This window comes from Streptomyces sp. NPDC014907, from assembly GCF_055562975.1.
On record NZ_JBVHEG010000002.1, the window covers coordinates 45,268 to 68,004 of the forward strand.

Annotated in this window: 22 protein-coding genes and 1 riboswitch; of the genes, 12 read left to right on the top strand and 10 right to left on the bottom strand. The window is 73.7% G+C overall.

Going from position 1 to position 22,737, the window contains the following annotated elements; all coding sequences use genetic code 11:
* Positions 1-157 precede the first annotated feature (157 nt).
* Both ACZ3IL_RS05590 and ACZ3IL_RS05595 read right to left on the bottom strand, forming a co-directional pair.
* The gene (locus ACZ3IL_RS05590) at positions 158-523 is read right to left on the bottom strand and encodes an Rv2175c family DNA-binding protein (RefSeq protein WP_467386925.1); all 366 of its coding nucleotides are present in this window, start codon (positions 521-523) and stop codon (positions 158-160) included.
* 189 nt (positions 524-712) lie between these two features.
* The gene (locus ACZ3IL_RS05595) at positions 713-1,933 is read right to left on the bottom strand and encodes an NAD(P)/FAD-dependent oxidoreductase (protein WP_467386927.1); all 1,221 of its coding nucleotides are present in this window, start codon (positions 1,931-1,933) and stop codon (positions 713-715) included.
* 93 nt (positions 1,934-2,026) lie between these two features.
* A riboswitch (TPP riboswitch) is annotated at positions 2,027-2,139 on the top strand.
* On the opposite strand from ACZ3IL_RS05595, the gene thiO reads away from it, so the two are divergent.
* The 6 genes from thiO (at position 2,137) to ACZ3IL_RS05625 (ending at position 7,999) form a co-directional block, all read left to right on the top strand.
* Positions 2,137-3,315, top strand: coding sequence for a glycine oxidase ThiO (thiO, locus tag ACZ3IL_RS05600; RefSeq protein ID WP_467386929.1), 1,179 nt, complete (start codon positions 2,137-2,139; stop codon positions 3,313-3,315). (Overlaps the previous riboswitch by 3 nt.)
* Positions 3,312-3,596: a sulfur carrier protein ThiS gene (gene thiS, locus ACZ3IL_RS05605; RefSeq protein ID WP_467386931.1), complete on the top strand. Its 285-nt coding sequence runs from the start codon at positions 3,312-3,314 to the stop codon at positions 3,594-3,596. The genes thiO and thiS overlap by 4 nt, the downstream gene beginning before the upstream one ends.
* 5 nt (positions 3,597-3,601) lie before the next feature.
* Entirely contained in the window at positions 3,602-4,396 is a 795-nt protein-coding gene (locus ACZ3IL_RS05610; RefSeq protein ID WP_467386933.1) for a thiazole synthase, read from the top strand.
* A gap of 88 nt (positions 4,397-4,484) precedes the next feature.
* The gene (gene pknB, locus ACZ3IL_RS05615) at positions 4,485-6,428 is read left to right on the top strand and encodes a Stk1 family PASTA domain-containing Ser/Thr kinase (RefSeq protein WP_467386935.1); all 1,944 of its coding nucleotides are present in this window, start codon (positions 4,485-4,487) and stop codon (positions 6,426-6,428) included.
* Positions 6,429-6,435: 7 nt separating this feature from the next.
* The gene (locus ACZ3IL_RS05620; RefSeq protein WP_467386937.1) at positions 6,436-7,287 is read left to right on the top strand and encodes a deoxyribonuclease IV; all 852 of its coding nucleotides are present in this window, start codon (positions 6,436-6,438) and stop codon (positions 7,285-7,287) included.
* Between the two features lie 67 nt (positions 7,288-7,354).
* A complete protein-coding gene (locus ACZ3IL_RS05625; protein ID WP_467386939.1) occupies positions 7,355-7,999 on the top strand; it encodes a DUF4396 domain-containing protein in 645 nt (214 codons plus the stop codon).
* A gap of 22 nt (positions 8,000-8,021) precedes the next feature.
* Here the strand turns inward: ACZ3IL_RS05625 and ACZ3IL_RS05630 are convergent, their stop codons facing one another.
* Entirely contained in the window at positions 8,022-8,678 is a 657-nt protein-coding gene (locus ACZ3IL_RS05630; RefSeq protein WP_467386941.1) for a sulfite oxidase-like oxidoreductase, read from the bottom strand.
* 183 nt (positions 8,679-8,861) lie between these two features.
* Between ACZ3IL_RS05630 and bfr the strand changes: the two genes are divergently transcribed.
* Complete coding sequence (gene bfr, locus ACZ3IL_RS05635; protein WP_030205614.1) at positions 8,862-9,338, top strand: bacterioferritin; 477 nt, start codon at positions 8,862-8,864, stop codon at positions 9,336-9,338.
* Positions 9,339-9,430: 92 nt separating this feature from the next.
* Here the strand turns inward: bfr and ACZ3IL_RS05640 are convergent, their stop codons facing one another.
* Positions 9,431-9,688, bottom strand: coding sequence for a (2Fe-2S)-binding protein (locus tag ACZ3IL_RS05640; protein WP_467386944.1), 258 nt, complete (start codon positions 9,686-9,688; stop codon positions 9,431-9,433).
* Between the two features lie 121 nt (positions 9,689-9,809).
* Positions 9,810-11,162, bottom strand: a complete 1,353-nt coding sequence (locus ACZ3IL_RS05645; protein ID WP_467386946.1) for a class II 3-deoxy-7-phosphoheptulonate synthase — start codon at positions 11,160-11,162, stop codon at positions 9,810-9,812.
* 151 nt (positions 11,163-11,313) lie between these two features.
* On the opposite strand from ACZ3IL_RS05645, the gene ACZ3IL_RS05650 reads away from it, so the two are divergent.
* From ACZ3IL_RS05650 to ACZ3IL_RS05660, 3 genes are all read left to right on the top strand, one after another.
* Positions 11,314-14,100: an N-acetylmuramoyl-L-alanine amidase gene (locus tag ACZ3IL_RS05650; RefSeq protein WP_467386948.1), complete on the top strand. Its 2,787-nt coding sequence runs from the start codon at positions 11,314-11,316 to the stop codon at positions 14,098-14,100.
* Positions 14,101-14,139: 39 nt separating this feature from the next.
* The gene (locus ACZ3IL_RS05655) at positions 14,140-14,247 is read left to right on the top strand and encodes a trp operon leader peptide (RefSeq protein WP_467386950.1); all 108 of its coding nucleotides are present in this window, start codon (positions 14,140-14,142) and stop codon (positions 14,245-14,247) included.
* A gap of 102 nt (positions 14,248-14,349) precedes the next feature.
* Positions 14,350-16,218, top strand: a complete 1,869-nt coding sequence (locus ACZ3IL_RS05660; protein WP_467386952.1) for an anthranilate synthase family protein — start codon at positions 14,350-14,352, stop codon at positions 16,216-16,218.
* A gap of 15 nt (positions 16,219-16,233) precedes the next feature.
* On the opposite strand, the gene ACZ3IL_RS05665 is transcribed toward ACZ3IL_RS05660, so the two are convergent.
* The 5 genes from ACZ3IL_RS05665 to ACZ3IL_RS05685 all read right to left on the bottom strand — a co-directional run bounded on the left by ACZ3IL_RS05665 (position 16,234) and on the right by ACZ3IL_RS05685 (position 21,014).
* Positions 16,234-17,028: a S1 family peptidase gene (locus ACZ3IL_RS05665; protein ID WP_467386954.1), complete on the bottom strand. Its 795-nt coding sequence runs from the start codon at positions 17,026-17,028 to the stop codon at positions 16,234-16,236.
* Between the two features lie 53 nt (positions 17,029-17,081).
* On the bottom strand, positions 17,082-18,107 hold the full coding sequence (locus tag ACZ3IL_RS05670) for a 2-hydroxyacid dehydrogenase (RefSeq protein WP_467386956.1): 1,026 nt from the start codon (positions 18,105-18,107) through the stop codon (positions 17,082-17,084).
* 139 nt (positions 18,108-18,246) lie between these two features.
* Positions 18,247-18,918, bottom strand: coding sequence for a response regulator (locus ACZ3IL_RS05675; RefSeq protein WP_467386958.1), 672 nt, complete (start codon positions 18,916-18,918; stop codon positions 18,247-18,249).
* Positions 18,915-20,126, bottom strand: a complete 1,212-nt coding sequence (gene macS, locus ACZ3IL_RS05680; protein WP_467386960.1) for a MacS family sensor histidine kinase — start codon at positions 20,124-20,126, stop codon at positions 18,915-18,917. The genes ACZ3IL_RS05675 and macS overlap by 4 nt, the downstream gene beginning before the upstream one ends.
* A gap of 141 nt (positions 20,127-20,267) precedes the next feature.
* Entirely contained in the window at positions 20,268-21,014 is a 747-nt protein-coding gene (locus ACZ3IL_RS05685) for a lysophospholipid acyltransferase family protein (protein ID WP_467386962.1), read from the bottom strand.
* A 200-nt stretch (positions 21,015-21,214) separates the two neighbouring features.
* On the opposite strand from ACZ3IL_RS05685, the gene ACZ3IL_RS05690 reads away from it, so the two are divergent.
* Together ACZ3IL_RS05690 and ACZ3IL_RS05695 are read left to right on the top strand one after the other, a co-directional pair.
* Positions 21,215-21,997, top strand: coding sequence for an alpha/beta hydrolase (locus ACZ3IL_RS05690; RefSeq protein WP_467386964.1), 783 nt, complete (start codon positions 21,215-21,217; stop codon positions 21,995-21,997).
* Positions 21,990-22,733, top strand: coding sequence for a hypothetical protein (locus ACZ3IL_RS05695; protein WP_467386966.1), 744 nt, complete (start codon positions 21,990-21,992; stop codon positions 22,731-22,733). The genes ACZ3IL_RS05690 and ACZ3IL_RS05695 overlap by 8 nt, the downstream gene beginning before the upstream one ends.
* The last annotated feature ends 4 nt before the right edge of the window (positions 22,734-22,737 follow it).

The window sequence follows — 22,737 nt, forward strand, 5'->3', positions numbered from 1 at the left end:
CCGGCAGTACTGATCACCCGCCCGCACCCGGCCGGGGGGGGCCCCCCCGCCCCCCCCCGGCCCCCCCGGGGGGGGGGGGGGGGGGGCGGGCGCGCCCCCCCCCCCCCCCCCCCCCCCCCCCCCCCCCCCCCGGCTGGTGGTGTCTTCGGTGTCTGCGTCAGACGGCGAGCGCCTGGGCGCGGCGCTTCACCTCCGTGCCGCGGTTCTCGCCGAGGGCCTGCGCGGGCGTGCCCGGCAGGCTCTCGTCCGGAGTGAAGAGCCACTCCAGCATCTCCTCGTCGGTGAAGCCGTCGTCCCGCAGCAGCGTCAGGGTCCCGACGAGGCCCTTGACGATCTTGTCGCCCTGGATGAAGGCGGCGGGCACCTGAAGTGCGTTGTTCTCTCCGCGGCGCACGGCGATGAGCTGGCCCTCCTTGACCATCTGCCGCACGCGCGTCACCTCGACATCGAGCATCTCCGCGATGTCGGGCAGGTAGAGCCAGGCGGGGACGAGAGCATCGATCTTTGCGTCAATCTCGGTCACGGGACAAGCCTGCCATCCCGGACCGACAGCCGGTAGTCGGGCCTGCCGGACTGCCGCCTTCGGGGGGACCGGGAGCGTCCCCGGGCGCGCCGGACCGCCGCCTCCGAGGGGACCGGGAGCGTCCCCGGGCGCGCCGGACCGCCGCCTCCGAGAGGTCGGCGGCGCCCCGGACCCGCCGGAACGCGGCCCTCAGGCCTCCCGGACCGCCGCCTTCAGCGGTACGGACGGGTCGGCCGCCCGGACCGGGTCGACCGGGACGGCGGCCTCGATCAGCCTCCGGCCCTGGGCCAGGTCGCGGGGGCGGCCGACCGCGAGGAGCGCCACCGGCACCCCGGCGCGCAGCCAGAGCACCGACCAGGCCTCGTCCGCCGGGTCTCCGCGCCACACCAGCTCGTCCGCGTCCGCGTGGTGCCCCGCGTACTGGACGAAACGGCCGAACTGCTCGGACCAGAAGTACGGCACGGGGTCGTACGGCCCGGCGTCGGCGCCGGTGATCGCGGCGGCGACCGCGCGGGGGCCCTGGAGGGCGTTGTCCCAGTGGTGGACGAGGAGCCGCCGGCCGTAGCGGGCGGAGGGGAAGGAGGCGCAGTCCCCCACCGCGTACACGTCGGGCAGGGAGGTGCGCAGCCGGTCGTCGGCGGTGACGGCGCCGTCCGGGTCGAGGGCGACGCCGGAGCCGGCGAGCCACGCGGTGGCCGGGCGGGCGCCGATGCCGACGACGACGGCTCCGGCGGGGAGTTCGCGGCCGTCGGCGAGGACGACGCGGCCGGGTTCGACGGTCTCCACGCGCGCGCGGGTGAGGAGTTCGGCGCCGCTCCGCCCGTACCACTCGGCCATGGGGGCGGCGACCTCGGCGGGCAGGGTCCCGGCGAGGGGCAGGTCCGCGGCCTCCAGGACGGTGACGGGGCAGCCCGCCCCGCGCGCGGCGGTGGCGAACTCGGCGCCGATCCAGCCGGCTCCGACGACCACGACGGCGCGGCGGTCCTCCAGGACGGGGCCGAGGCGCACGGCGTCGTCCAGGGTGCGGAGCAGGTGGACGCCGGGCACGCCCTCGGAGCCGGGCAGGGTGACCGGGTGGGCGCCGGTGGCGACGACCAGGGTGTCGTACGGGACGGGCCCGGCCCCGGTGTCGACCTCGTGGTCGGCGGCGCGCAGTCCGGTGACGTCGACGCCGAGCCGGAGTTCGATGTCCAGCTCCTCGAAGTCGACCTCGAAGGCGGAGCCCTCGGCCTTTCCGAGGAGGACCGCCTTGGAGAGCGGAGGCCGGTCGTAGGGCTGGTGGGGTTCGGCCCCGATGAGGGTGACGGGGCCGGTGAAGCCCCGCTCCCGCAGGGCGACGGCGGTCTGCACGCCCGCCATTCCGGCACCGACGACCACGACCCGCCGCGGGGTCCGCTTCTGCTCGCTCACCCGCCCACCTTACGCACCTGACGGAGCGTCAGGGAGGGCGGGGCCGGCGGCCCCCTCGTGGCGGGGGCCGGGCGGAAGCTAGTCTGGCGGGCGTAAAGCACTCGCGGGAGTCCGGACGCACCGGACTGAGAGGGAGGCTGGGCGGCCTCCGACCGTACGAACCTGATCCGGGTCATGCCGGCGAAGGGAGGGGCTGGACGCCCATGCGTTCTTCCGAGGCCCGAGGGGCCGACGTCCTCGTGATCGGGGGCGGTGTCATCGGCCTGGTCACGGCCTGGCGGGCCGCGCGGCGCGGGCTGCGCGTCGCCGTCGCCGACCCCGAGCCGGGCGGCGGGGCCGCGCGGGTCGCGGCCGGGATGCTCGCCGCCGTCACCGAACTGCACTACGGCGAGGAGACCCTGCTCGGTCTCGGCCTCGCCTCCGCCGCGCGCTACCCGGCCTTCGTCGCGGAGCTGGAGGAGGCCGCCGGCCTCGACGTCGGCTACCGCGCCTGCGGCACCCTCGCCGTCGCCCTCGACGCCGACGACCGGGCGCACCTGCGCGAACTGCACGCCCTCCAGACCCGCTGCGGGCTCTCCTCCGAGTGGCTGAGCGGCCGCGAGTGCCGCCGCCTCGAACCGATGCTGGCGCCCGGGGTGCGCGGCGGCCTCCGGGTCGACGGGGACCACCAGGTGGACCCGCGCCGGCTCGCCGCCGCCCTCGTCGTCGCCTGCGAGCGGGCCGGGGTGGTCTTCCACCGGGCCCTCGCGGAGCGCCTGACGGTGGTGCGGGGCCGGGCGCGCGGCGCCCTCCTCGCCGGGGGCGGGGAGCTGGCCGCCGGGCAGACCGTGCTCGCGGCGGGCAGCCTGAGCGGGCGGCTCGCGGGGGTGCCGGAGGAGGCGCTGCCGCCCGTACGGCCCGTGAAGGGCCAGGTCCTGCGGCTGCGGGTGCCGCCCGCGTACGCCCCCTTCCTCTCCCGGACCGTCCGGGCCGTCGTGCGCGGCAGCCACGTCTACCTGGTGCCCCGCGAGAACGGCGAGCTGGTCGTCGGCGCCACCAGCGAGGAGCTGGGCTGGGACACGACCGTGACGGCGGGCGGGGTGTACGAGCTGCTGCGCGACGCCCACGAGCTGGTCCCCGGGATCACCGAGCTGCCGCTCACCGAGACCCTGGCCGGGCTGCGCCCCGGCTCGCCGGACAACGCGCCGCTGCTGGGTCCCAGCGTCCTGCCCGGCCTGCACCTGGCCACCGGGCACCACCGCAACGGGGTGCTGCTCGCCCCCGTCACCGGCGACGTCATGGCGGACGTGCTCACCACGGGCGCGCTGCCGGACGAGGCGCGCCCCTTCTCGCCCCGCCGCTTCTCCCCCGCCCCGCCCGTACGACAGGAGCAGCCCGCATGAACGTGCCCGCCGACGTGCCCGCCGAGAGGTCCGCCGCCGCACCCGCCGGAGCATCCGCGAACGCGCCCCTGAACGCGTTCGTGAAGGTGCTCGTGAACGGGGAGGCGCGCGAGCTTCCCGCCCCCGTCTCCCTCGACGCCCTCGTCGCGACCCTCACCACCGCCCGCTCGGGCGTAGCCGCCGCCGTCAACGAGACGGTCGTGCCGCGCGGCGAGTGGGCCTCGACGCCGCTGGGCGACGGGGACCGGGTGGAGGTCCTCACCGCGGTGCAGGGGGGCTGAGCGCGATGTCCGACGACGTGTTCGTCCTCGGCGGCACGGAGTTCTCCTCCCGCCTGATCATGGGCACCGGCGGGGCGCCCAGCCTCGACGTCCTGGAGCGCTCCCTGGTCGCCAGCGGCACGGAGCTGACGACGGTCGCCATGCGGCGCCTGGACCCGACCGTGCGGGGGTCGGTCCTCTCCGTCCTGGAACGGCTCGGCATCCGGGTGCTGCCCAACACGGCGGGCTGCTTCACGGCCGGGGAGGCGGTCCTGACCGCCCGGCTCGCCCGGGAGGCGCTCGGCACCGACTGGATCAAGCTGGAGGTCGTCGCCGACGAGCGGACCCTGCTGCCGGACGGGGAGGAGCTGCTGAACGCGGCGGAGACCCTGGTGGACGAGGGCTTCACCGTCCTGCCGTACACCAACGACGACCCGGTCCTCGCCCGGAAGCTGGAGGACGCGGGGTGCGCGGCGATCATGCCGCTGGGGTCCCCCATCGGGTCCGGGCTCGGCATCCGCAACCCCCACAACTTCCGGCTGATCACGGAGCGGGCCGGGGTGCCGGTGATCCTGGACGCGGGGGCGGGCACGGCGTCGGACGCGGCCCTCGCGATGGAGCTGGGGTGCGCGGCGGTCATGCTGGCGTCGGCGGTGACCCGGGCGCAGGAGCCGGTCCTGATGGCCTCGGCGATGCGGCACGCGGTCGAGGCGGGCCGGCTCGCCCACCGGGCGGGCCGCATCCCGCGCCGCCACTTCGCGGAGGCCTCGTCCCCGGCGGAGGGCCTCGCGCACCTGGACCCGGAGCGCCCGGCGTTCTGAGGACGGGCGCCCCGCCGCACGTCACAGGTCCGCTGCGGTGCGGGACGGCCGGGCGGGGCGCGTGCCGGCGGCTCGTAGACTCGTCGGCGTGGACACGACCCTTCAGGACCCCCTCGTCGGGCGGCTGCTCGACGGCCGCTACCGCGTCGACGCGCGCGTCGCCGTCGGCGGGATGGCCACGGTCTACCGGGCCCTCGACACCCGCCTCGACCGCGTCCTCGCGCTCAAGGTGATGCACCCGCAGCTGGCGGCCGACGCCGCCTTCGTCGAGCGGTTCATCCGCGAGGCGAAGTCCGTCGCCCGGCTCGCCCACCCCAACGTGGTCGGGGTCTTCGACCAGGGCGCCGAGGGCGCGTACGTCTACCTGGCGATGGAGTACGTCGCCGGCTGCACCCTCCGCGACGTGCTGCGCGAGCGCGGGGCCCTCCCGCCCCGCGCGGCCCTCGACATCCTGGAGCCGGTGCTCGCCGCGCTCGGCGCCGCCCACCGGGCCGGGTTCGTGCACCGGGACGTGAAGCCGGAGAACGTCCTGATAGGGGACGACGGCCGGGTGAAGGTGGCGGACTTCGGGCTCGTACGGGCCGTGGGGTCGGCGACCGCCACCACCGGCTCGGTCCTCGGCACGGTCTCCTACCTGGCGCCGGAGCAGATCGAGCACGGCACCGCCGACACCCGCGCCGACGTGTACGCCTGCGGCGTCGTCCTGTACGAGATGCTGACCGGCGGCAAGCCCCACTCCGGCGGCACCCCCGCCCAGGTCCTCCACCAGCACCTGCACACGGACGTGCCGGCCCCGTCCGCCGCCGTCCCCGGCCTCGCCCCGGAGCTGGACGGGCTGGTCGCCGCCGCCGCGTCCCGCGACCCCGGGGCCCGCCCGCACGACGCCGCCGTCCTGCTCGGCCTGGTCCTGGAGGCCCGTGCCGCGCTCGGCGAGGAGCAGCTGGACGCGGTGCCCCCGGGGGCCCTGTCCGGCGCCCGGGACACCGCCGAGGACCGGACGAGCGTGATCGCCCGCGCCGTGCCGCCCGCCGGGGAGCGCACCGGCCCGCCCGTACCGGCGGAGACCGGCGGCCCGGGGGTGTCGCACACGAGCCGGCTGCCGGTGCCCGAGCCCCCGGCCGCCCCCGGGGCCGGCCGGCGCAGGCCTCCGCGCGGCCCGCTGCTCGTCGTGGCCGCCGTCCTGCTCGCCCTGGGCCTGGGCGCCGGGGTCTGGTACATCAACTCCGGCCAGTTCACCCGTGTCCCGGCCGTCCTCGGCCAGACCGAGGCCGCCGCGTCGAAGCGCATCGCCGACGCCGGTCTGGCGGTCGGCACGACGAAGCGCGCCTTCAGCGACGTGTACGAGCGCGGCACCGTCATGGCCGCCGATCCCGCTCCCGGCGAGCGTCTGCGGGGCAACGCCACCGTCACCCTCACCCTCTCCCGGGGACCGCGGGTCGTGAAGGTGCCCCACCTGCGGAACAAGCCCCTCGCGGAGGCGAAGCGCGCCCTGGAGAAGGAGGGGCTGGTCGCGGGCGTGGTCACCCGCGAGTTCAGCGACTCCGTCGCCCGGGGGGCCGTGATCGGCTCCGACCCCGAGCCCGGCACCGAGCGGAGCCCGGACTCGGCCGTCGCCCTGGTGGTCAGCAAGGGGGCGCCCGTCGACGTGCCCGACGTCACCGGCGACACCGTTCCCGACGCCACGGCCGCGCTCCAGGAGGCCGGGCTCACCGTCCGGGTCGCCCCGGAGCGCGTCCACTCCCCCGAGGCCGCCGGCACGGTCGCCGCCCAGTCCCTCGCGCGGGGCAGCCGCGCCGCCGGGGGCGACACCATCACCCTCACCGTCTCCAAGGGGCCCGCGCGGGTCGAGGTCCCGGACGTCACGGGCGAGTCGACGGCGGAGGCGCGGGCGGCCCTGGAGGAGGCGGGCTTCGAGGTGAAGGTCGACAAGACCTTCCCGTACCTCGGCGACACGGTGGCGGACCAGTCCGTGGAGGGCGGCTCCACCGCGCCCGAGGGCTCCACCATCACCCTCACGATCAAGGGACTGTAGGGAACCGATGCGCAACCCCGTCGGCGGCCACGTCCCGGTGGCCGGTGGCCTCGCCCGGACCGGTCTCGCCTACGCCCGTGACCTCGGCGCCGAGGCCGTCCAGGTCTTCGTGGCCAATCCGCGCGGCTGGGCGACCCCGGCCGGGAACCCGGTCCAGGACGAGCTGTTCCGGGCCGGGTGCGCGGACGCCTCGGTCTCGGCCTGGGTCCACGCCCCGTACCTGATCAACTTCGGCTCGGACACCGAGGCCACGGCGGAGAGGTCGGTGGAGTCGCTGCGGCACTCGCTGCGGCGGGGCCGGGAGATCGGCGCGAAGGGCGTGGTGGTGCACACCGGCTCCGCGACCGGGGGCCGCCCGCGCGGGGTGGCGCTCGCCCAGGTGCGGGAGCGGCTGCTGCCGCTGCTCGACGAGCTGACGCGCCCGGACGACCCGGACCTGCTCCTGGAGTCGACCGCCGGCCAGGGTTCCTCGCTCTGCTCGCGGACCTGGGACTTCGGTCCGTACTTCGACGTGCTCGACCGCCATCCCAAGCTGGGCGTCTGTCTGGACACCTGTCACGTCTTCGCCGCCGGGCACGACCTGGCGGACCCGGGCGAGGCGGCGCGGACGCTCGACCTGCTGGTGGGGACGGTCGGCGAAGGACGGCTGAAACTGATCCACGCGAACGACTCGAAGGACGTCGTGGGGGCCCACAAGGACCGGCACGCGAACATCGGCGCCGGCCACATCGGCGAGGACGCCTTCCGGGCGCTGCTGCGCCATCCGGCGACGGAGGGGGTGCCCCTGGTCATCGAGACGCCCGGCGGCAAGGAGGGACACCGGGCGGACGTGGACCTGCTGAAGCGGCTACGCCCTTGAGGAATACCCCTGGGGGGTATACGGTTCCCGTATCGACAGGAACCGTCACCCGACGCTGGGGGCCCTCATGCGGCACGAAGCACACGCCCGACACGAGCACGAGGACGGACACGGCGAACACGCCGGGCACGGGCAGCACACCGGCGACACCAGTCACACCCGTCACACCGACCCTTCCGGCGACTCCGGCCACACCGGCGGCATCGGCCACTCCGGCCACTCCGGCCACGGGGAACAGGCCGGCCACGACCACGGACACCACCGCTCCCCCGGCGGGGTCACCTGGGCCGCCGCCGCCAGGGCCACGCTGCACTGCCTCACCGGCTGCGCCATCGGCGAGATCCTCGGCATGACCGTCGGGACCGCGCTCGGCTGGGGCAACACGCCGACGATGGTCCTCGCCGTCGTCCTGGCCTTCTTCTTCGGCTACGCGCTCACGCTGCGCGGCGTCCTGTCCTCGGGCGTCGACTTCCGGACGGCCTTCAGGGTCGCCCTCGCCGCCGACACCCTCTCCATCGCCGTCATGGAGGTCATCGACAACGGCGTCATCGCCCTCTGGCCCGGCGCCATGGACGCGCACCTGTCCGACGCGCTCTTCTGGATCGTCCTCGCCCTGGCGCTGGCCGCCGCCTTCGTGATCACCACACCGGTCAACAAGTGGATGATCGGCCGCGGCAAGGGCCACGCGGTGGTCCACCAGTACCACCACTGACGGCCCCCCGGCGCGGCCCCGGTCAGAGCTCGGGGCCGTCCCCGGGCTCCTCCTGGTACGAGTAGCGCTGCTCCCGCCACGGGTCACCGACGTTGTGGTAGCCGCGCTCCTCCCAGAAGCCCCGCCGGTCGGCGGTCATGTACTCGATGCCCCGGACCCACTTCGGGCCCTTCCAGGCGTACAGGTGGGGGACGACCAGCCGCAGCGGGAAGCCGTGCTCGGCGGTGAGCAGCTCCCCGTCCTTGTGGGTGGCGAAGATCGTGCGGTCCGCGGCGAAGTCGGCGAGCCGCATGTTGGCGCTGTAGCCGTACTCGGCCCAGACCATCACATGGGTGACCCGGGGCGCGGGCGGGGCCAGCTCCAGGACCGTGCGGGCGGCGACGCCGCCCCACTCGGCACCGATCATGCTGAACTTGGTGACGCAGTGCAGGTCGGCCACGACCGTGGAGAACGGGAGGGCCGAGAACTCCTCGTGGTTCCAGCAGCGCTTGTCGCCGTCGGCCGTCGCGCCGAAGACGCGGAACTCCCAGCGGTCCGGCTTGAACTTGGGTACGGGCCCGTAATGGGTGACCGGCCAGCCGCGCTGGAGCCGCTGCCCCGGCGGAAGATCCGCCGGGAGGTCCGGCGAACGATCCGGCCGACCCTCTTCCCGGTGTGCTCCGCTCTCCGGCTGACCCATGCCGTCCATGGTGACAGACCGCAAGGGGTGGTCGCGACCAGGTGACCTCCCCGGGGCCGCCGCCGGGACAACTCCCACTAAGCCTGCACTTACTGGACGCCCCCCATCCGGGGTGCGAGGATGCCGCCATCCTGACCGGTCATGGCGTGGACACACAGCGTGGAAGTGGAAGGAGCCTTTGCGATGCAGGGCGACCCCGAGGTTCTCGAGTTCCTGAACGAGCAGCTGACCGGTGAACTCACCGCCATCAACCAGTACTGGCTGCACTACCGCATCCAGGACAACAAGGGGTGGACGAAGCTCGCCAAGTACACCCGCGAAGAGTCCATCGACGAGATGAAGCACGCGGACAAGCTGACCGAGCGCATCCTGATGCTCGACGGCCTGCCCAACTACCAGCGGCTCTTCCACGTGCGGGTCGGCCAGACCGTCACCGAGATGTTCCAGGCGGACCGCCAGGTCGAGGTGGAGGCGATCGACCGCCTCCGGCGCGGGATCGAGGTCATGCGCGCCAAGGGCGACATCACGTCGGCCAACCTCTTCGAGGAGATCCTCGCGGACGAGGAGCACCACATCGACTACCTCGACACGCAGCTGGAGCTGATCGAGTCCCTGGGCGAGGCGCTGTACATCTCGACGCTGATCGAACAGCCGAGCTAGGACGCGAGCCGGAGGTCCCGCCCGGCGGCGCCCGGCACGCACCCCGGGCGTCCCGGACCGGACGGCTCCGCGGGGCCGGCGGCCCGGCCCGCCTAGGCGGCTTCCCCGAGTCCGGTGACGGGCACGGCGGTCTCGGCCGCCAGGGCGGGGACCCCCTGGTCCGCGAGTTCGCGGCGGGGGCAGGCGCCGCGTCCGAGGATGGCCTGGATGCGGCGGACGCAGGAGCCGCAGTCCGTGCCGGCCTTGCAGGCGGAGGCGATCTGGCGGGGCGTGCAGGCACCCGCGTCCGCGTGGGCCCTGACCTGCTTCTCCGTGACACCGAAGCATGAGCAGACGTACACGCGGTTCACCTCCCGCCGAGATCCATTAGGTTAACCTAACCTTACCCGGCGGTCCGGGGCCGCAAAAGGCCCGGAAACGACGATGGGGCGCGGATCACAGAATCCGCGCCCCGCCGTCGTGCGAAGACACCTACTGATCGCGGTACATCTCCGCCACCAGGAACGCCAGGTCGAGCGACTGGCTGCGGTTCAGGCGCGGGTCGCAGGCCGTCTCGTAACGCTGGTGCAGGTCGTCGACGAAGATCTCGTCGCCGCCGCCCACGCACTCGGTGACGTCGTCGCCGGTGAGCTCCACGTGGATGCCGCCGGGGTGGGTGCCCAGCGCCTTGTGGACCTCGAAGAAGCCCTTGACCTCGTCGAGCACGTCGTCGAAGCGGCGCGTCTTGTGGCCGGAGGCGGCCTCGAAGGTGTTGCCGTGCATCGGGTCGGTGACCCAGGCGACGACCGCGCCGGAGGCGGTGACCTTCTCGACCAGCTCGGGAAGCTTGTCGCGGACCTTGTCGGCGCCCATGCGGACGATGAAGGTCAGCCGGCCCGGATCGCGCTCCGGGTCGAGGCGGTCGACGTACGTCAGGGCCTCGTCCACCGAGGTGGTCGGGCCCAGCTTGATGCCGATCGGGTTGGCGATCCGCGAGGCGAACTCGACGTGCGCGTGGTCGAGCTGGCGGGTGCGCTCACCGATCCAGACCATGTGGCCGGAGGTGTCGTACAGCTTGCCGGTGCGCGAGTCGGTGCGCGTCAGGGCGCCCTCGTAGTCGAGCAGCAGCGCCTCGTGGGAGGCGTAGAACTCGACGGCCTTGAACTCGGCCGGGTCGGTGCCGCAGGCCTTCATGAAGTTCAGGGCGTTGTCGATCTCGCGGGCGAGCGCCTCGTAGCGCTGGCCCGACGGGGACGACTTGACGAAGTCCTGGTTCCAGGCGTGCACCTGGCGCAGGTCGGCGTAGCCGCCGGTGGTGAAGGCCCGGACCAGGTTGAGCGTGGAGGCGGAGGCGTGGTACATCCGCTTCAGGCGCTCGGGGTCCGGGATGCGGGCGGCCTCGTTGAACGCGAAGCCGTTGACGGAGTCGCCGCGGTACGTGGGCAGGGTCACCCCGTCGCGGGTCTCGGTCCCCTTGGAGCGGGGCTTGGAGTACTGGCCCGCGATGCGGCCGACCTTCACCACGGGCACGGAGGCCGCGTAGGTGAGGACGGCGCTCATCTGGAGCAGCGTCTTGAGCTTGGCCCTGATGTGGTCGGCGGACACGGCGTCGAAGGCCTCGGCGCAGTCGCCGCCCTGGAGCAGGAACGCCTCGCCACGGGCGACGGCTCCCATCCGGGCGCGCAGCTGGTCGCACTCGCCCGCGAAGACGAGCGGGGGATACGACTCGAGGTCCGCGATCACGTCGCGCAGAGCCTCGGCATCCGGGTACTCGGGCTGCTGCGCCGCGGGCAGGTCTCGCCAGGTCGCCCCGGCGACGGCGTGGGAATCAGCGTTCACGGTCACACGGACCACATTACGGGGTTCTTCGTCCGGTCCTGTCCCACCGCCCAATGGCTGAGACGGTGACCGGTATGTCCGCCGGTGATCTTCGCGCCGCCCGGTGGTGCTACCCTCGGCCCCGTTTCACAACATCACAGCGAACACAGGGGTGGGCGTGACGCAGGGACACCGCAGAGACCGCAAGAAGAAACGACTCCTGTACGGAGCGGCGGCCGCGGTCGTCGCCACGGCCACGATCGGCACCCTCGCGGTCGCCTCGCCGGGTCTCCTCGGAGCGGGGGGCCAGGGGCCCGCGGGGGACTCTTCCCTCCAGGCCCAGTTCGCAAACGCGGCGCGCGAGTTCGACGTGCCGCAGAGCGTGCTGATGGCGGTGTCGTACCAGCAGACCCGGTGGGAGTCGCACGACGGCGAGCCGAGCACGACCGGCGCGTACAACGTCATGGGTCTGACGAAGGTCGACCCCGAGGACGTCGAGCAGAAGGTCACCGACGAGCAGATCGACCACTTCAACGGCAGCGGCCGGCCGGAGATCGAGAAGACCTTCGACCGCGAGAAGGTCCGCCGCGTCCTGGAGAAGGCGGTCGTCGACACCGACGACCCCCGGCTCCACACGCTGGACAAGGCCGCCGAGCTGATCGGCAGCTCCGCCGAGACCGTGCAGAACGACACCGCGGCCTCGGTCCGGGCCGGCGCCGCGCTGCTCGCCGACTACCAGAAGCAGGCGGGCGCCGAGCTGTCCGACGACCCGGGCGACTGGTACCCGGCCGTGGCGCGCTACAGCCAGTCCCCCCAGAAGACGGGCGCCGACCTCTTCGCGAAGCGCGTCTTCGAGTCGATCAGGGAGGGCGAGCGGGCCGTCACCCTCGACGGCGAGCGGGTGGCCCTGCCGGCCGATCCCTCGGTCGAGCCGGTCAAGCCGTCGAACGTGCCGCTGGCCGCGACCCCCGCGAGCACCACGGCCGTGCCGACCCCCGAGTGCCCCTCGGGCCTGAACTGCAACTTCGTGCCGGTCCGCACGGACCCCGCGAACCCCAACAAGCGCAACTACACCCTCGGCGACCGCCCCAACCAGGGCGTGGACATCCGCCAGATCGTCATCCACGACACCGAGGGCGGGTACGACGGCTCGCTCGACGCGCTCACCAACCCGAACGTCCCGGGCAGCGCCCACTACCTGATCCGCGCCACGGACGGTCAGGTCACCCAGATGCTCGAGAACAAGCAGCTGGCGTGGCACGCGGGCAACTGGACGCACAACATGCACGCCATCGGCGTGGAGCACGAGGGCTTCGCCATGAAGGAGGGGAGCTGGTACACCGAGCCGCAGTACCGTTCCTCCGCGGCGCTGGTGAAGTTCCTGGCGGCCAAGTACGGCGTGCCGATCGACCGTGAGCACATCATCGGCCACGACGAGGTGGCGCTCCAGACGGACGGCAGCCTCGACAAGCTCCACTGGGACGCGGGCCCGTACTGGGACTGGAACTACTACATGTCGCTCCTGGGCGCCCCCCAGGGCGACAAGGGCGCGGGCGCCCCGCTCGCGGCCGGCCAGGTGGTCCGGGTGGTCCCGCCGTTCACCACGGCGAACCAGCCGAAGCTGACCGTCGGCGGCACGGCCGCCCCCGCGCGCCCGTCGAACTTCGGCTACCTGTACACGTCGCCCTCGACGACCGCGACGACGCTGAAGGACCCCTACTTCAGCTCGCTCCCGACCGAGGGATCGAACTACGGCAACAAGGTCCGCGCCGGCGGCCTCTACGTCGTCGCCGAGACCAGGAACGACTGGACGGCGATCTGGTACGCGGGGCAGAAGGCATGGTTCCAGAACCCGGGCAACCAGTACACCGTGCCGCTGAGCGGTGCCACGACCGTGAAGGTGAAGTCGGGGCTGGCCTCGGCCAAGGTCTTCGGCCGCTCCTTCCCCGAGACCGCCGCCTACACCGCGGCCGGTCTCGAGGCCCCCGGTGACGAGAACGCCTCCCTGTCGAAGTTCTCGCTCCCGGCCGGCCAGGCCTACGTGAAGGCCGGCCCGGCGGTGAAGGGCGACGACTGGTTCGGCACCGCCCAGCGGAACGTCGTCGGCAGCACGCTCTTCGTGCCGGTCCGCTTCCACCACAAGATCACCTGGGTGAAGCAGTCCGACATCGTGGAGGCGCCCGCCGTCGCCCCGGTCGCCGCGAACAACCGCTACAACCTCGTCGCCCGCGACGGCTCCGGCGGCCTCTGGCAGTACCAGGGCACCGGCAACCCGGCCGCGCCGTTCCTGACGCGCTACCGGATCGGCACCGGCTGGGGCGGCTACAACGTGGTCACGCCGCTGACCGCGCTCAGGGCCGACGGCACGGGCGACCTGATCGCCCGGGACACCTCCGGCGCGCTCTGGTACTACCCGGGCAGCGGAAACCCCTCGATGCCGTTCAAGCCGCGCGTGAAGGCGGGCAGCGGCTGGGGGATCTTCAACCAGGTGGTCGGCGTGCGGGACCAGACCGGCGACGGCAAGCCCGACGTGCTCGGACGGGAGAGCTCGGGCGTGCTCTGGCTGTACCCGGGCACCGGCAACCCGAGCGCCCCGCTCGGGCCGCGGCTGAAGGTCGGCGGGGGCTGGCAGGTGTACAACGCGATCGTCAGCACCGGTGACCTCACCGGCGACGGCAGGGCCGACCTCCTCGGCCGCGAGCCGTCCGGCGCGTTCTGGCTGTACAAGGGCACCGGCGACGCGGCCGTGCCGTTCGGCCCCCGCGTCAGGATCGGCACCGGCTGGCACACGTACAACGCCATCGTCGGCCCGAGCGACCTGACGAAGGACGGCCGGGGCGACCTGATCGGCCGGGACGGTTCCGGCGGCCTGTGGCTGTACAAGGGCACCGGCGGCGCGACCGCGCCGTTCGGCGACCGCGTCCAGGTCGGCAGCGGCTGGCAGATATACAACATGATCTTCTGATCGGTTCGCGGGCCCGACGGGGCCCGGTCCGCACCGTCCATGGTGCGGACCGGGCCCCGTCTCCGCGTCCGGCCGGGTTACAGTGCTCACGTGTACGCGCCCCTGAACCAGAACTGGTGGTGGACCGCTCATCCGGCGGCCCACTGAACGCGCGTACACCGACACACGCGAAGGCCGCCCGAGGGGCGGCCTTTCCCGCATCCGGGGCCGTTCCTCTCCGCTACACCCACGGAAGGAACGACGGACCCCATGGACCTCTCCCGTCTGCTCGACGACTCCTGCCCTCCCTTCGCCCTGCTGCGCAGGCGCACCCCGGGCCGCGACCACGACACCGTCGAGGTGCTGATCGGCCCGGTCCACGAGGCCGAACGCCTCGCGGACCTGCCCGTGGGCCCGGCGCCGGCGCTCGCGCTCGTGCCCTTCCGGCAGATCCGGGAGCGCGGTTTCGACGTGCGCGACGACGGCACGCCGCTCTCCGTGCTCGTCGCCGACGAGACGTACGAACTGCCGCTCGCGCGGGCCCTGGCGCAGCTCCCGGCGCACGACGTGACCGTCGAGGACGGCGGGTTCGACGTCTCCGACGAGGAGTACGCCGGGACCGTGCGGCGGGTGATCGACGAGGAGATCGGCTCCGGCGAGGGCGCGAACTTCGTCGTCCGGCGCACCTACACCGGGCAGATCCCCGGGTTCGGGCGGGCCGACGCGCTGGCCCTGTTCCGGCGGCTGCTCGCGGGCGAGCGGGGCGCGTACTGGACCTTCGTCGTGCACACCGGGGAGCGGACGCTGGTCGGGGCGAGCCCCGAGGCGCACGTGCGGATGGCGGGCGGCACGGTCGTGATGAACCCGATCAGCGGCACGTACCGCTACCCGGCCGGCGCCGCCCCCGCCCCGGAGGACCTGCTCGCCTTCCTCGGCGACCGCAAGGAGACCGAGGAGCTGTCCATGGTGGTGGACGAGGAGCTGAAGATGATGTGCACGGTGGGCGACAGGGGCGGGGTCGTGATCGGCCCCCGCCTGAAGGAGATGGCCCATCTCGCCCACACCGAGTACGAGCTGCGGGGGCGTTCCTCCCTGGACGTGCGGGAGGTGCTGCGGGAGACGATGTTCGCGGCGACCGTGACCGGGTCGCCGGTGCAGAACGCCTGCCGGGTGATCGAGCGCCACGAGGCCGGGGGCCGCGGCTACTACGCCGGGGCCCTGGCGCTGCTCGGCACGGACGGGAACGGCGCCCAGACCCTCGACTCCCCCATCCTGATCCGCACGGCCGACATCGCCGCCGACGGGCGGCTGCGGGTGCCGGTCGGCGCGACCCTGGTGCGGCACTCGGACCCGGCGGGCGAGGTCGCCGAGACCCACGCCAAGGCGGCCGGGGTCCTCACCGCGCTCGGCGTGCGGGAGGGCAGGCCGGAGGCGGAGGCGCCGGCCGCGCCCCGGCTCGCCGACGACCCCCGGGTGCGGGCCGCCCTGGACGCGCGCCGGGCGGACCTCGCCCCGTTCTGGCTGAGGATGCAGGTCCGTTCGGCCGAGCTGTCGGGGCACGCCCTCGTGATCGACGCCGAGGACACCTTCACGGCGATGCTGGCGCACGTCCTGCGCTCCTCCGGCCTGGAGGTGTCGGTGCTCCGCTACGACGAGCCGGGGCTGCGGGAGCTGGCGCTCGCCCACGAGGGGCCGGTCGTCCTCGGCCCGGGGCCCGGCGATCCGTCGGACGCGGCCGACCCGAAGATGCGCTTCCTGCGCGGCCTGACCGCCGAGCTGGTGCGGGAGCACCGCCACGGCCTCCTGGGCGTCTGCCTGGGCCACGAGCTGATCGCCGCCGAGCTGGGCCTGGAGATCGTCCGCAAGCGGGTCCCCTTCCAGGGGGCCCAGGTGCGGATCGACCTCTTCGGGCAGGAGCGGACGGTCGGCTTCTACAACAGCTTCACCGCCCGCTGCGACGACCGGACCGCCACCGAACTCGCGCTGCACCGGGTCGAGGTGAGCCGCGACCCGGCGACGGACGAGGTGCACGCGCTGCGCGGCCCCGGGTTCGCGGGGGTGCAGTTCCACCCCGAGTCGGTCCTCACGACGGAGGGCGCGGAGCTGACGGCCTCGCTGCTCGCCGGCGTGCTGGTCTGAACGCCGGGCGCGCCCTCACGCCACCGGCAGGCCCAGGTCTCCGGCGATCGCGCTCACCCGGGTGAAGACGGAGACCGGGAACGTGTCGTCGCAGTACTTGTTGCCGGTGGAGACGACGCCGATGAGCTTCCCTCCGGCGGTCAGCGGACCGCCGGAGTCGCCCTTGCAGACGCTGTCGCGGGTGCCGGGCGCGGAGATCCCGCACACGCGCAGGGCGGGGGTGTCGGTGGGGAAGGTGAAGGGATCGCACTTCCCGAGCGGCGCGAGACGGAGTTCGGCCGACTTGAGGCGCGTGGCGAGGGTGTCGGGGCCGGTGCGGCCCCAGCCCACGGTCGTCGCCTTCGTGCCGGAGGCGTACAGGGCCTTGTCCTTCGGTCCCGCGACCGGCAGCGGCTTGTGGGGCATGGCCCGGTCGAGGGTGAGGACCGCCGCGTCGTGGGAGAGGGTGGACTGCTCGAACTTGGGGTGGACCTTGATCGAGGAGATGTGCCGGACCGTTCCCTTGCCGCTGCCCAGGGTGGTGCGCCCGCCGATGACGACCAGTTCGCGGGGCTTCTCGGCGTCGGCCACGCAGTGCGCGGCGGTGAGGACCTTGGTGGGTGCCACCAGGGTGCCGCCGCAGAACTGCGTGCCGTCCGGGGTCTCGATGAGCATGGCGTACGGGTGGTCCGTCACGGAGGCGGAGCGGCCGCCGTGGACGGCGGCGGCCGGGGTCGCGACGGCCGCCACGCACCCGGTGGCGGCGAGGACGGAGGCGGCGAGCGCGGCGGCGGCGCGGCGCCCGGCGGACGAGAGCGTGTGGTTCCCCATGGAAACGTTTCCCCCACTGAGATGGCGCGCGGCCCGGTGGCCGCGCGTGTCGGTCACGCCTGAGGATGCGCGGCCCGGCCGAGTGGTTCCCGGGGGATCAGGACGTTCTCGCTGTGCCGGCCCGCCGCGAAGTCGAGGACGTTGCGGAGCGTGGCGCCGACGATCTGGGTGACCGCGTCCACGGTGTAGTAGGCCTGGTGGGAGGTGACCACCACGTTGGGGAAGGTGACCAGGCGGGCCAGGGTGTCGTCCTCGACGGCCTCCAGCGACTTGTCGAGGAAGAAGAGTCCGGCCTCCGCCTCGTACACGTCCAGGCCGACGCCGGTGAAGCGGCCGGCGCGCAGTTCGGCGACCAGGGCGTCGGTGTCGACCAGCCCGCCCCGGCTGGAGTTCACCAGGATGGCGTCGTCCTTCATCGCCCGGAGGGCGGCGGCGTCCACGAGGTGCCGGGTGGCGGGGAGCAGCGGCACGTGGAGGCTGATGAGGTCGGCCTCCGCGAAGAGGCGTTCCTTCTCGACGTACGTCATGCCGAGGGCGGTGCAGGCCGGGTTCTCCGTGACGTCCCAGCCGAGGAGCCGCGTGCCGAAGCCGTGGGCGATCCGGGTGAAGGCCTCGCCGATCTTCCCGGTGCCGAGGACGCCGACGGTACGGCCCCGCAGGTCGCGGCCCATCAGCCCGTCGAGCCGGAAGTCGAAGTCACGGGTCCGGTTGGAGGCGCGGACGATCCGCCGGTTGACGGCCATGGCGAGGGTCCAGGCGAACTCGGCCACGGAGTACGGCGAGTAGGAGGAGACCCGGGCGACGGTGAGCCCGAGGCGCTCGGCCACCTCCAGGTCGATGTTGTTGAAGCCGGTGGAGCGCTGGGCGACCATCCGGGTCCCGCCGTCGGCGAGAATCCGCAGGACGCGGCCGTCGAGGACGGCGTTGACGCTGGTGGAGATCGCCTCGTGGCCGGCCGCGAGGGGGGCGGTGTCCTCGGTGAGGAAGACGTCCAGGCAGCGGATGTCGTGATGCCCCCGGAAGGCCTGCTCGATGAGGGGCCTTTCGTCCGCCTGCACGCCGAATGCCAGGATTTCCACGAATGTTCCCTCGCTGCGGTGAAGGGCCGCGTACGCGCGCCTCTGTGGACATATGTGCCTCGTACGCGCGAATATACGGCCCCTCCCGGCACCGCGCCGGGCATCCGGCCCCCGGCGCGGCCCGTGCCGCCGCCGGGCCTCAGGCGTCGTCGAGACCGCGCTCGATGGCGTACCGGACCAGCTCCACCCGGTTGTGCAGCTGGAGCTTGCCGAGGGTGTTCTGGACGTGGTTCTGCACCGTGCGGTGCGAGATCACCAGGCGCTCCGCGATCTGCTTGTAGCTCAGGCCCTTGGCGACCAGCCGCAGGACCTCGGTCTCGCGCTCGGTCAGCCGCGGGGCCTTCGGCTCGTCCGTGCCGGCGGCCGGGACCGGCTCGGAGGCGAGGCGGCGGTACTCGCCGAGGACCAGACCGGCCAGGCCGGGGGTGAAGACGGGGTCGCCGACGGCCGTCCTCCGCACGGCGTCGATCAGCTCCTCCGTACTGGCGGACTTGAGGAGGTAGCCGGTGGCCCCGGACTTCACGGCCTCCAGGACGTCGGCGTGCTCGCCGCTGGCCGAGAGGACGAGGACCCGGAGGTCCGGCCGGGCGCCGACCAGCTCCTTGCAGACCCGGACGCCCGGCATGACCGGCAGGTTCAGGTCCAGGACGAGGACGTCGGGACGGGCCGCCGCGGCGCGGCGCACGGCCTGCTCGCCGTCCCCGGCGGTGGCGACCACGTCGAACCCCGCCTCCGCGAGGTCGCGGGCGACCGCGTCCCGCCACATCGGGTGGTCGTCCACGACCATCACCCTGATCCGCTGCTCGTTCATCTCTCCCCTGCCTTCCCCCGTGGGACCTTCAACTCGACTTCCGTGCCCTGCCCGGGGACCGAGATCACCTCGGCCGTGCCGCCCAGGTCCCGCAGCCTCCCCCGGATGGAGAGGGCGACGCCCATCCGGCCCTCGCCCTCCGCCTGCGCGAGGCGGCCCTCCGGGATGCCCGGGCCGTCGTCCCGTACGGTGACGACCACCTCGTCGGGCCAGTCCTCGATCAGGATCCAGGCGTGGGCGCCCTCGCCCGCGTGCACCCTCACATTGTCCAGGGCGGCGCCGACGGCGGCGGCCAGTTCGCGGGCCGCGGGCGGCGGCAGCAGGACGGGCGCGCCCGGTTCGGAGAGGGTGGTCCGGGACCCGGCGCGCGGGGCGAGGAGCGCCCGCAGGTCGACGGGGGCGGACCCGCCGGCTCCGTCGTCCTCCTCCGCGACCCGGACCACGGCGCCCTCGGACGCGTCCTCGGAGACCAGGCTGGGCCGGACGATCCCGCCCGCCACCAGGGTGCGCAGGGCCACCTCCTGCTCGCCCGCCATCCTGCCGAGTTCGGCGGCCTCGCCGCCGAGCGCCGTGCCGCGCCGCTGCACCATGGCGAGGACCTGGAGGACGCCGTCGTGGATGTCGCGGGCGAGCCGTTCGCGCTCCCGGGTGGCGGCCTCGATCTCCAGGGCGCGGGCCAGGGTGCGCTCGGAGGCGCGGGCCACCTCCACGACGTAGCCGATGGCGATGGAGGCGACCCAGACCAGGATCACGTTGTGGACGGTGTCCCGGCTGGGGTGGCCGCGTTCGACGATGTTGGCGACGGCGACGAGCGAGGAGGCGACGCCGGCCCAGCGCCAGCCGCCCTTGATGGCGAACGCGAGGACGGAGCCGGCGGTCCATATCGAGGGCAGGGTGGGGCCGTCGACCGACTGGGCGTGGGCGTCCGCGAGCGGGGTGAGGAGGATGCCGGCGAGGGCGACGGCGAGGTCGGCGCCGAGGAAGCGCCGGGTGCAGCCGGCCTCGTTCGCCACCCTGGGGAGGGTGGCGAGGGTCCAGACGCACAGCACCGCCAGGTAGGCGACGCCGATCCAGGGCCGTTCGTACCGTTCCCGCCCGAAGGCGAAGATCAGGACCGCGTAGACCATGGTCAGGACGCGGTAGCCGGTCAGCGCCCGCCACAGCGGCTGCTCGACCGACATGCGCACGACGCGCTCGCGCTCGGCCATCTCCCCCACCTCCGTGCGCCCCGGCGGGACGCCCTCCGTGCCCGGGGCCCCGGGACCTCGCGTCCCGGACCCCCGCGAACCCGTGCTCCGGGCCCCCCGTGAACCCGTGCTCCGGGCCTCCGTACACCGGCCCCCGGGGACTTACGCCCCGGCTTCCTCCCGGGCGGCGATCTCGGCCCTGACGGCCTCCTTGGCCGCCTTCTCCGCGTCCGCGATCTGCCGCTTGGCGGCGGTCGCGTAGATGTCGACGTACTCCTGGCCGGACAGCTTCATGATCTCGTACATGACCTCGTCGGTCACCGAACGGAGGATGAAGCGGTCGCCCTCCATGCCCTGGTACCGGGTGAAGTCCAGCGGCTTGCCGATCCGGATTCCCGGGCGCATCAGCTTGGGGACGACCTTGCCGGGCGGCTGGATCTTCTCGGTGTCGATCATGGCGACCGGGATCACGGGCGCGCCGGTGGCCAGGGCGACCCGCGCCAGACCGCCGGGCTTGCCCCGGTAGAGGCGCCCGTCCGGCGAACGGGTGCCCTCCGGGTAGATCCCGAAGAGGCCGCCGCCCTCGATGACCTCGATGCCGGCCTTGATGGCGGCCTCGCCCGCGCCCCGGGCACCCGAACGGTCCACCGGGAGCTGGCCGACGCCCTTGAAGAAGGCGGCCGTGAGCTTGCCCTTCACGCCGGGAGTGGTGAAGTACTCGGCCTTGGCGATGAAGGTGACCTTGCGGTCCAGGACGGCCGGCAGGAAGAAGGAGTCCGAGAACGACAGGTGGTTGCTCGCCAGGATCGCGGGTCCCTTGGCGGGAATGTTCTCCAGGCCCTCCACCCAGGGCCGGAAGGCGAGCTTCAGGGAGCCTCCGATGGAGAACTTCATTGCGCCGTAGATCAACTCGCCATGCCTTCCGTGTGCCGTGGCCATGACTTTATCCCGTACCGGCGCACGCCCCCCGTTACGGCCCTGGTCGGTGTCGGCCCGGTCGCGTACGGTGAAGGTCCTTCCCCACATCTTTCCGTCGCTTCGGTGCACCGAGGGCGCACCCCGGAGCGCACCCGAAGGCGGACGCGAAGCCGAGCGAACAGGAGACCCCGGTGCCGGTCCTTCCCGGAGCCGAGCCGTACCGCCGTGAGGGCGGGGACGTCGGCGTCCTTCTCTGTCACGGATTCACCGGTTCCCCGCAGTCGATGCGCCCGTGGGCCGAGTACCTGGCGGAGCACGGCCTGACGGTGTCGGTGCCGCTGCTGCCGGGACACGGGACCCGCTGGCAGGACATGCGGCTCACCACCTGGCACGACTGGTACGCCGAGGTGGACCGGGCGCTGCGCGAGCTGCGGGAGCGGTGCGGGACCGTCTTCGTCTTCGGTCTCTCCATGGGCGGGGCGCTGGCGCTGCGGCTCGCCGCCCGGCACGGGGACGCGGTGCGCGGGCTCGTCCTCGTCAACCCGGGCAACAAGGTGCACGGCCTGGCCGCGCACGCGCTGCCGGTCGTCCGGCACCTGGTCCCGACCACGAAGGGCGTCGCCAACGACATCGCCAAGGAGGGCGCGACCGAGGTCGGCTACGACCGGGTGCCGCTGCACGCCGCGCACTCCCTGCGCCAGTTCTTCCGTACGGTCGACGCGGAGCTCCCGCAGGTCACGCAGCCGCTGCTGCTCCTGCACAGCCCGCAGGACCACGTGGTGCCACCGGCCGACTCGGCCCGGATCCTCGGCCGGGTCTCCTCGGCGGACGTCCGGGAGGTCCTGCTGGAACAGAGCTACCACGTGGCGACGTTGGACCATGACGCGGAGCGGATCTTCGACGAGAGCCTGGCCTTCGTCGGGCGTCTCGCCCCCGAGACGGCCGGCGGGAAGGGAAACAGGAGCGGTGGCTGAGCAGCAGGACGGCGGGGAGCGGGAGCCGCGGCCCGTCGACGAGGAGGCGGCCTGGGCCGCGATCGTCGCCGGGTACGGCGAGGAGCCCGCGGACCCCCCGGGGGCGAGGCCGTTCAGGACCGTCGAGAACCTGTCCCTGCCGGAGCCGGAGGACGGTTCGGACGGCCCGGACGGTTCGGACGGCCCGGACGGTTCGGACGGCGGAGGCCGCCGGTCCGGCGGGAGGGACAAGGGCGACACGTTCGGGTCCGGCGCCGCCTCCGCTCCCGGGACGGGCGGAAAGCCCGCGGGGGACGGGGAGGCGGCGGCCGGGGAGCCGGAGAACGGGCCCGGGGCGGGCGGCGAGCCCGGCCCGGAGAGGCCCGCGCTCGGCAGTTCCGTCGTGTTCGCGCCCGGGGTGCGGCCCGCGGGCCCCCGGGACTACTCCCCCGCCGACCCGGAGGACCGGGACGGACCCGGCGACGGGCCGGGGGAGTCCGGGGAGGGCCACTTCGTCCCGCCGGAGCCGCCCCCGCTGCCGGAGGCGGACGCGACGGCCAAGTTCGCCTGGCTCGGCGTGGTCGGCGGCCCGGTGCTGCTGCTCCTGGCCGTCCTGCTCCAGTGGGACATGACCTGGTGGCTGACGACGCTCTGCGTGGGCGGTTTCCTAGGCGGCTTCGCGACCCTGGTCGCGCGCATGAAGCACGACGACGATGACGACGGCTTCGACGACCCGGGCCGCGGGGCGGTCGTGTAGGTCC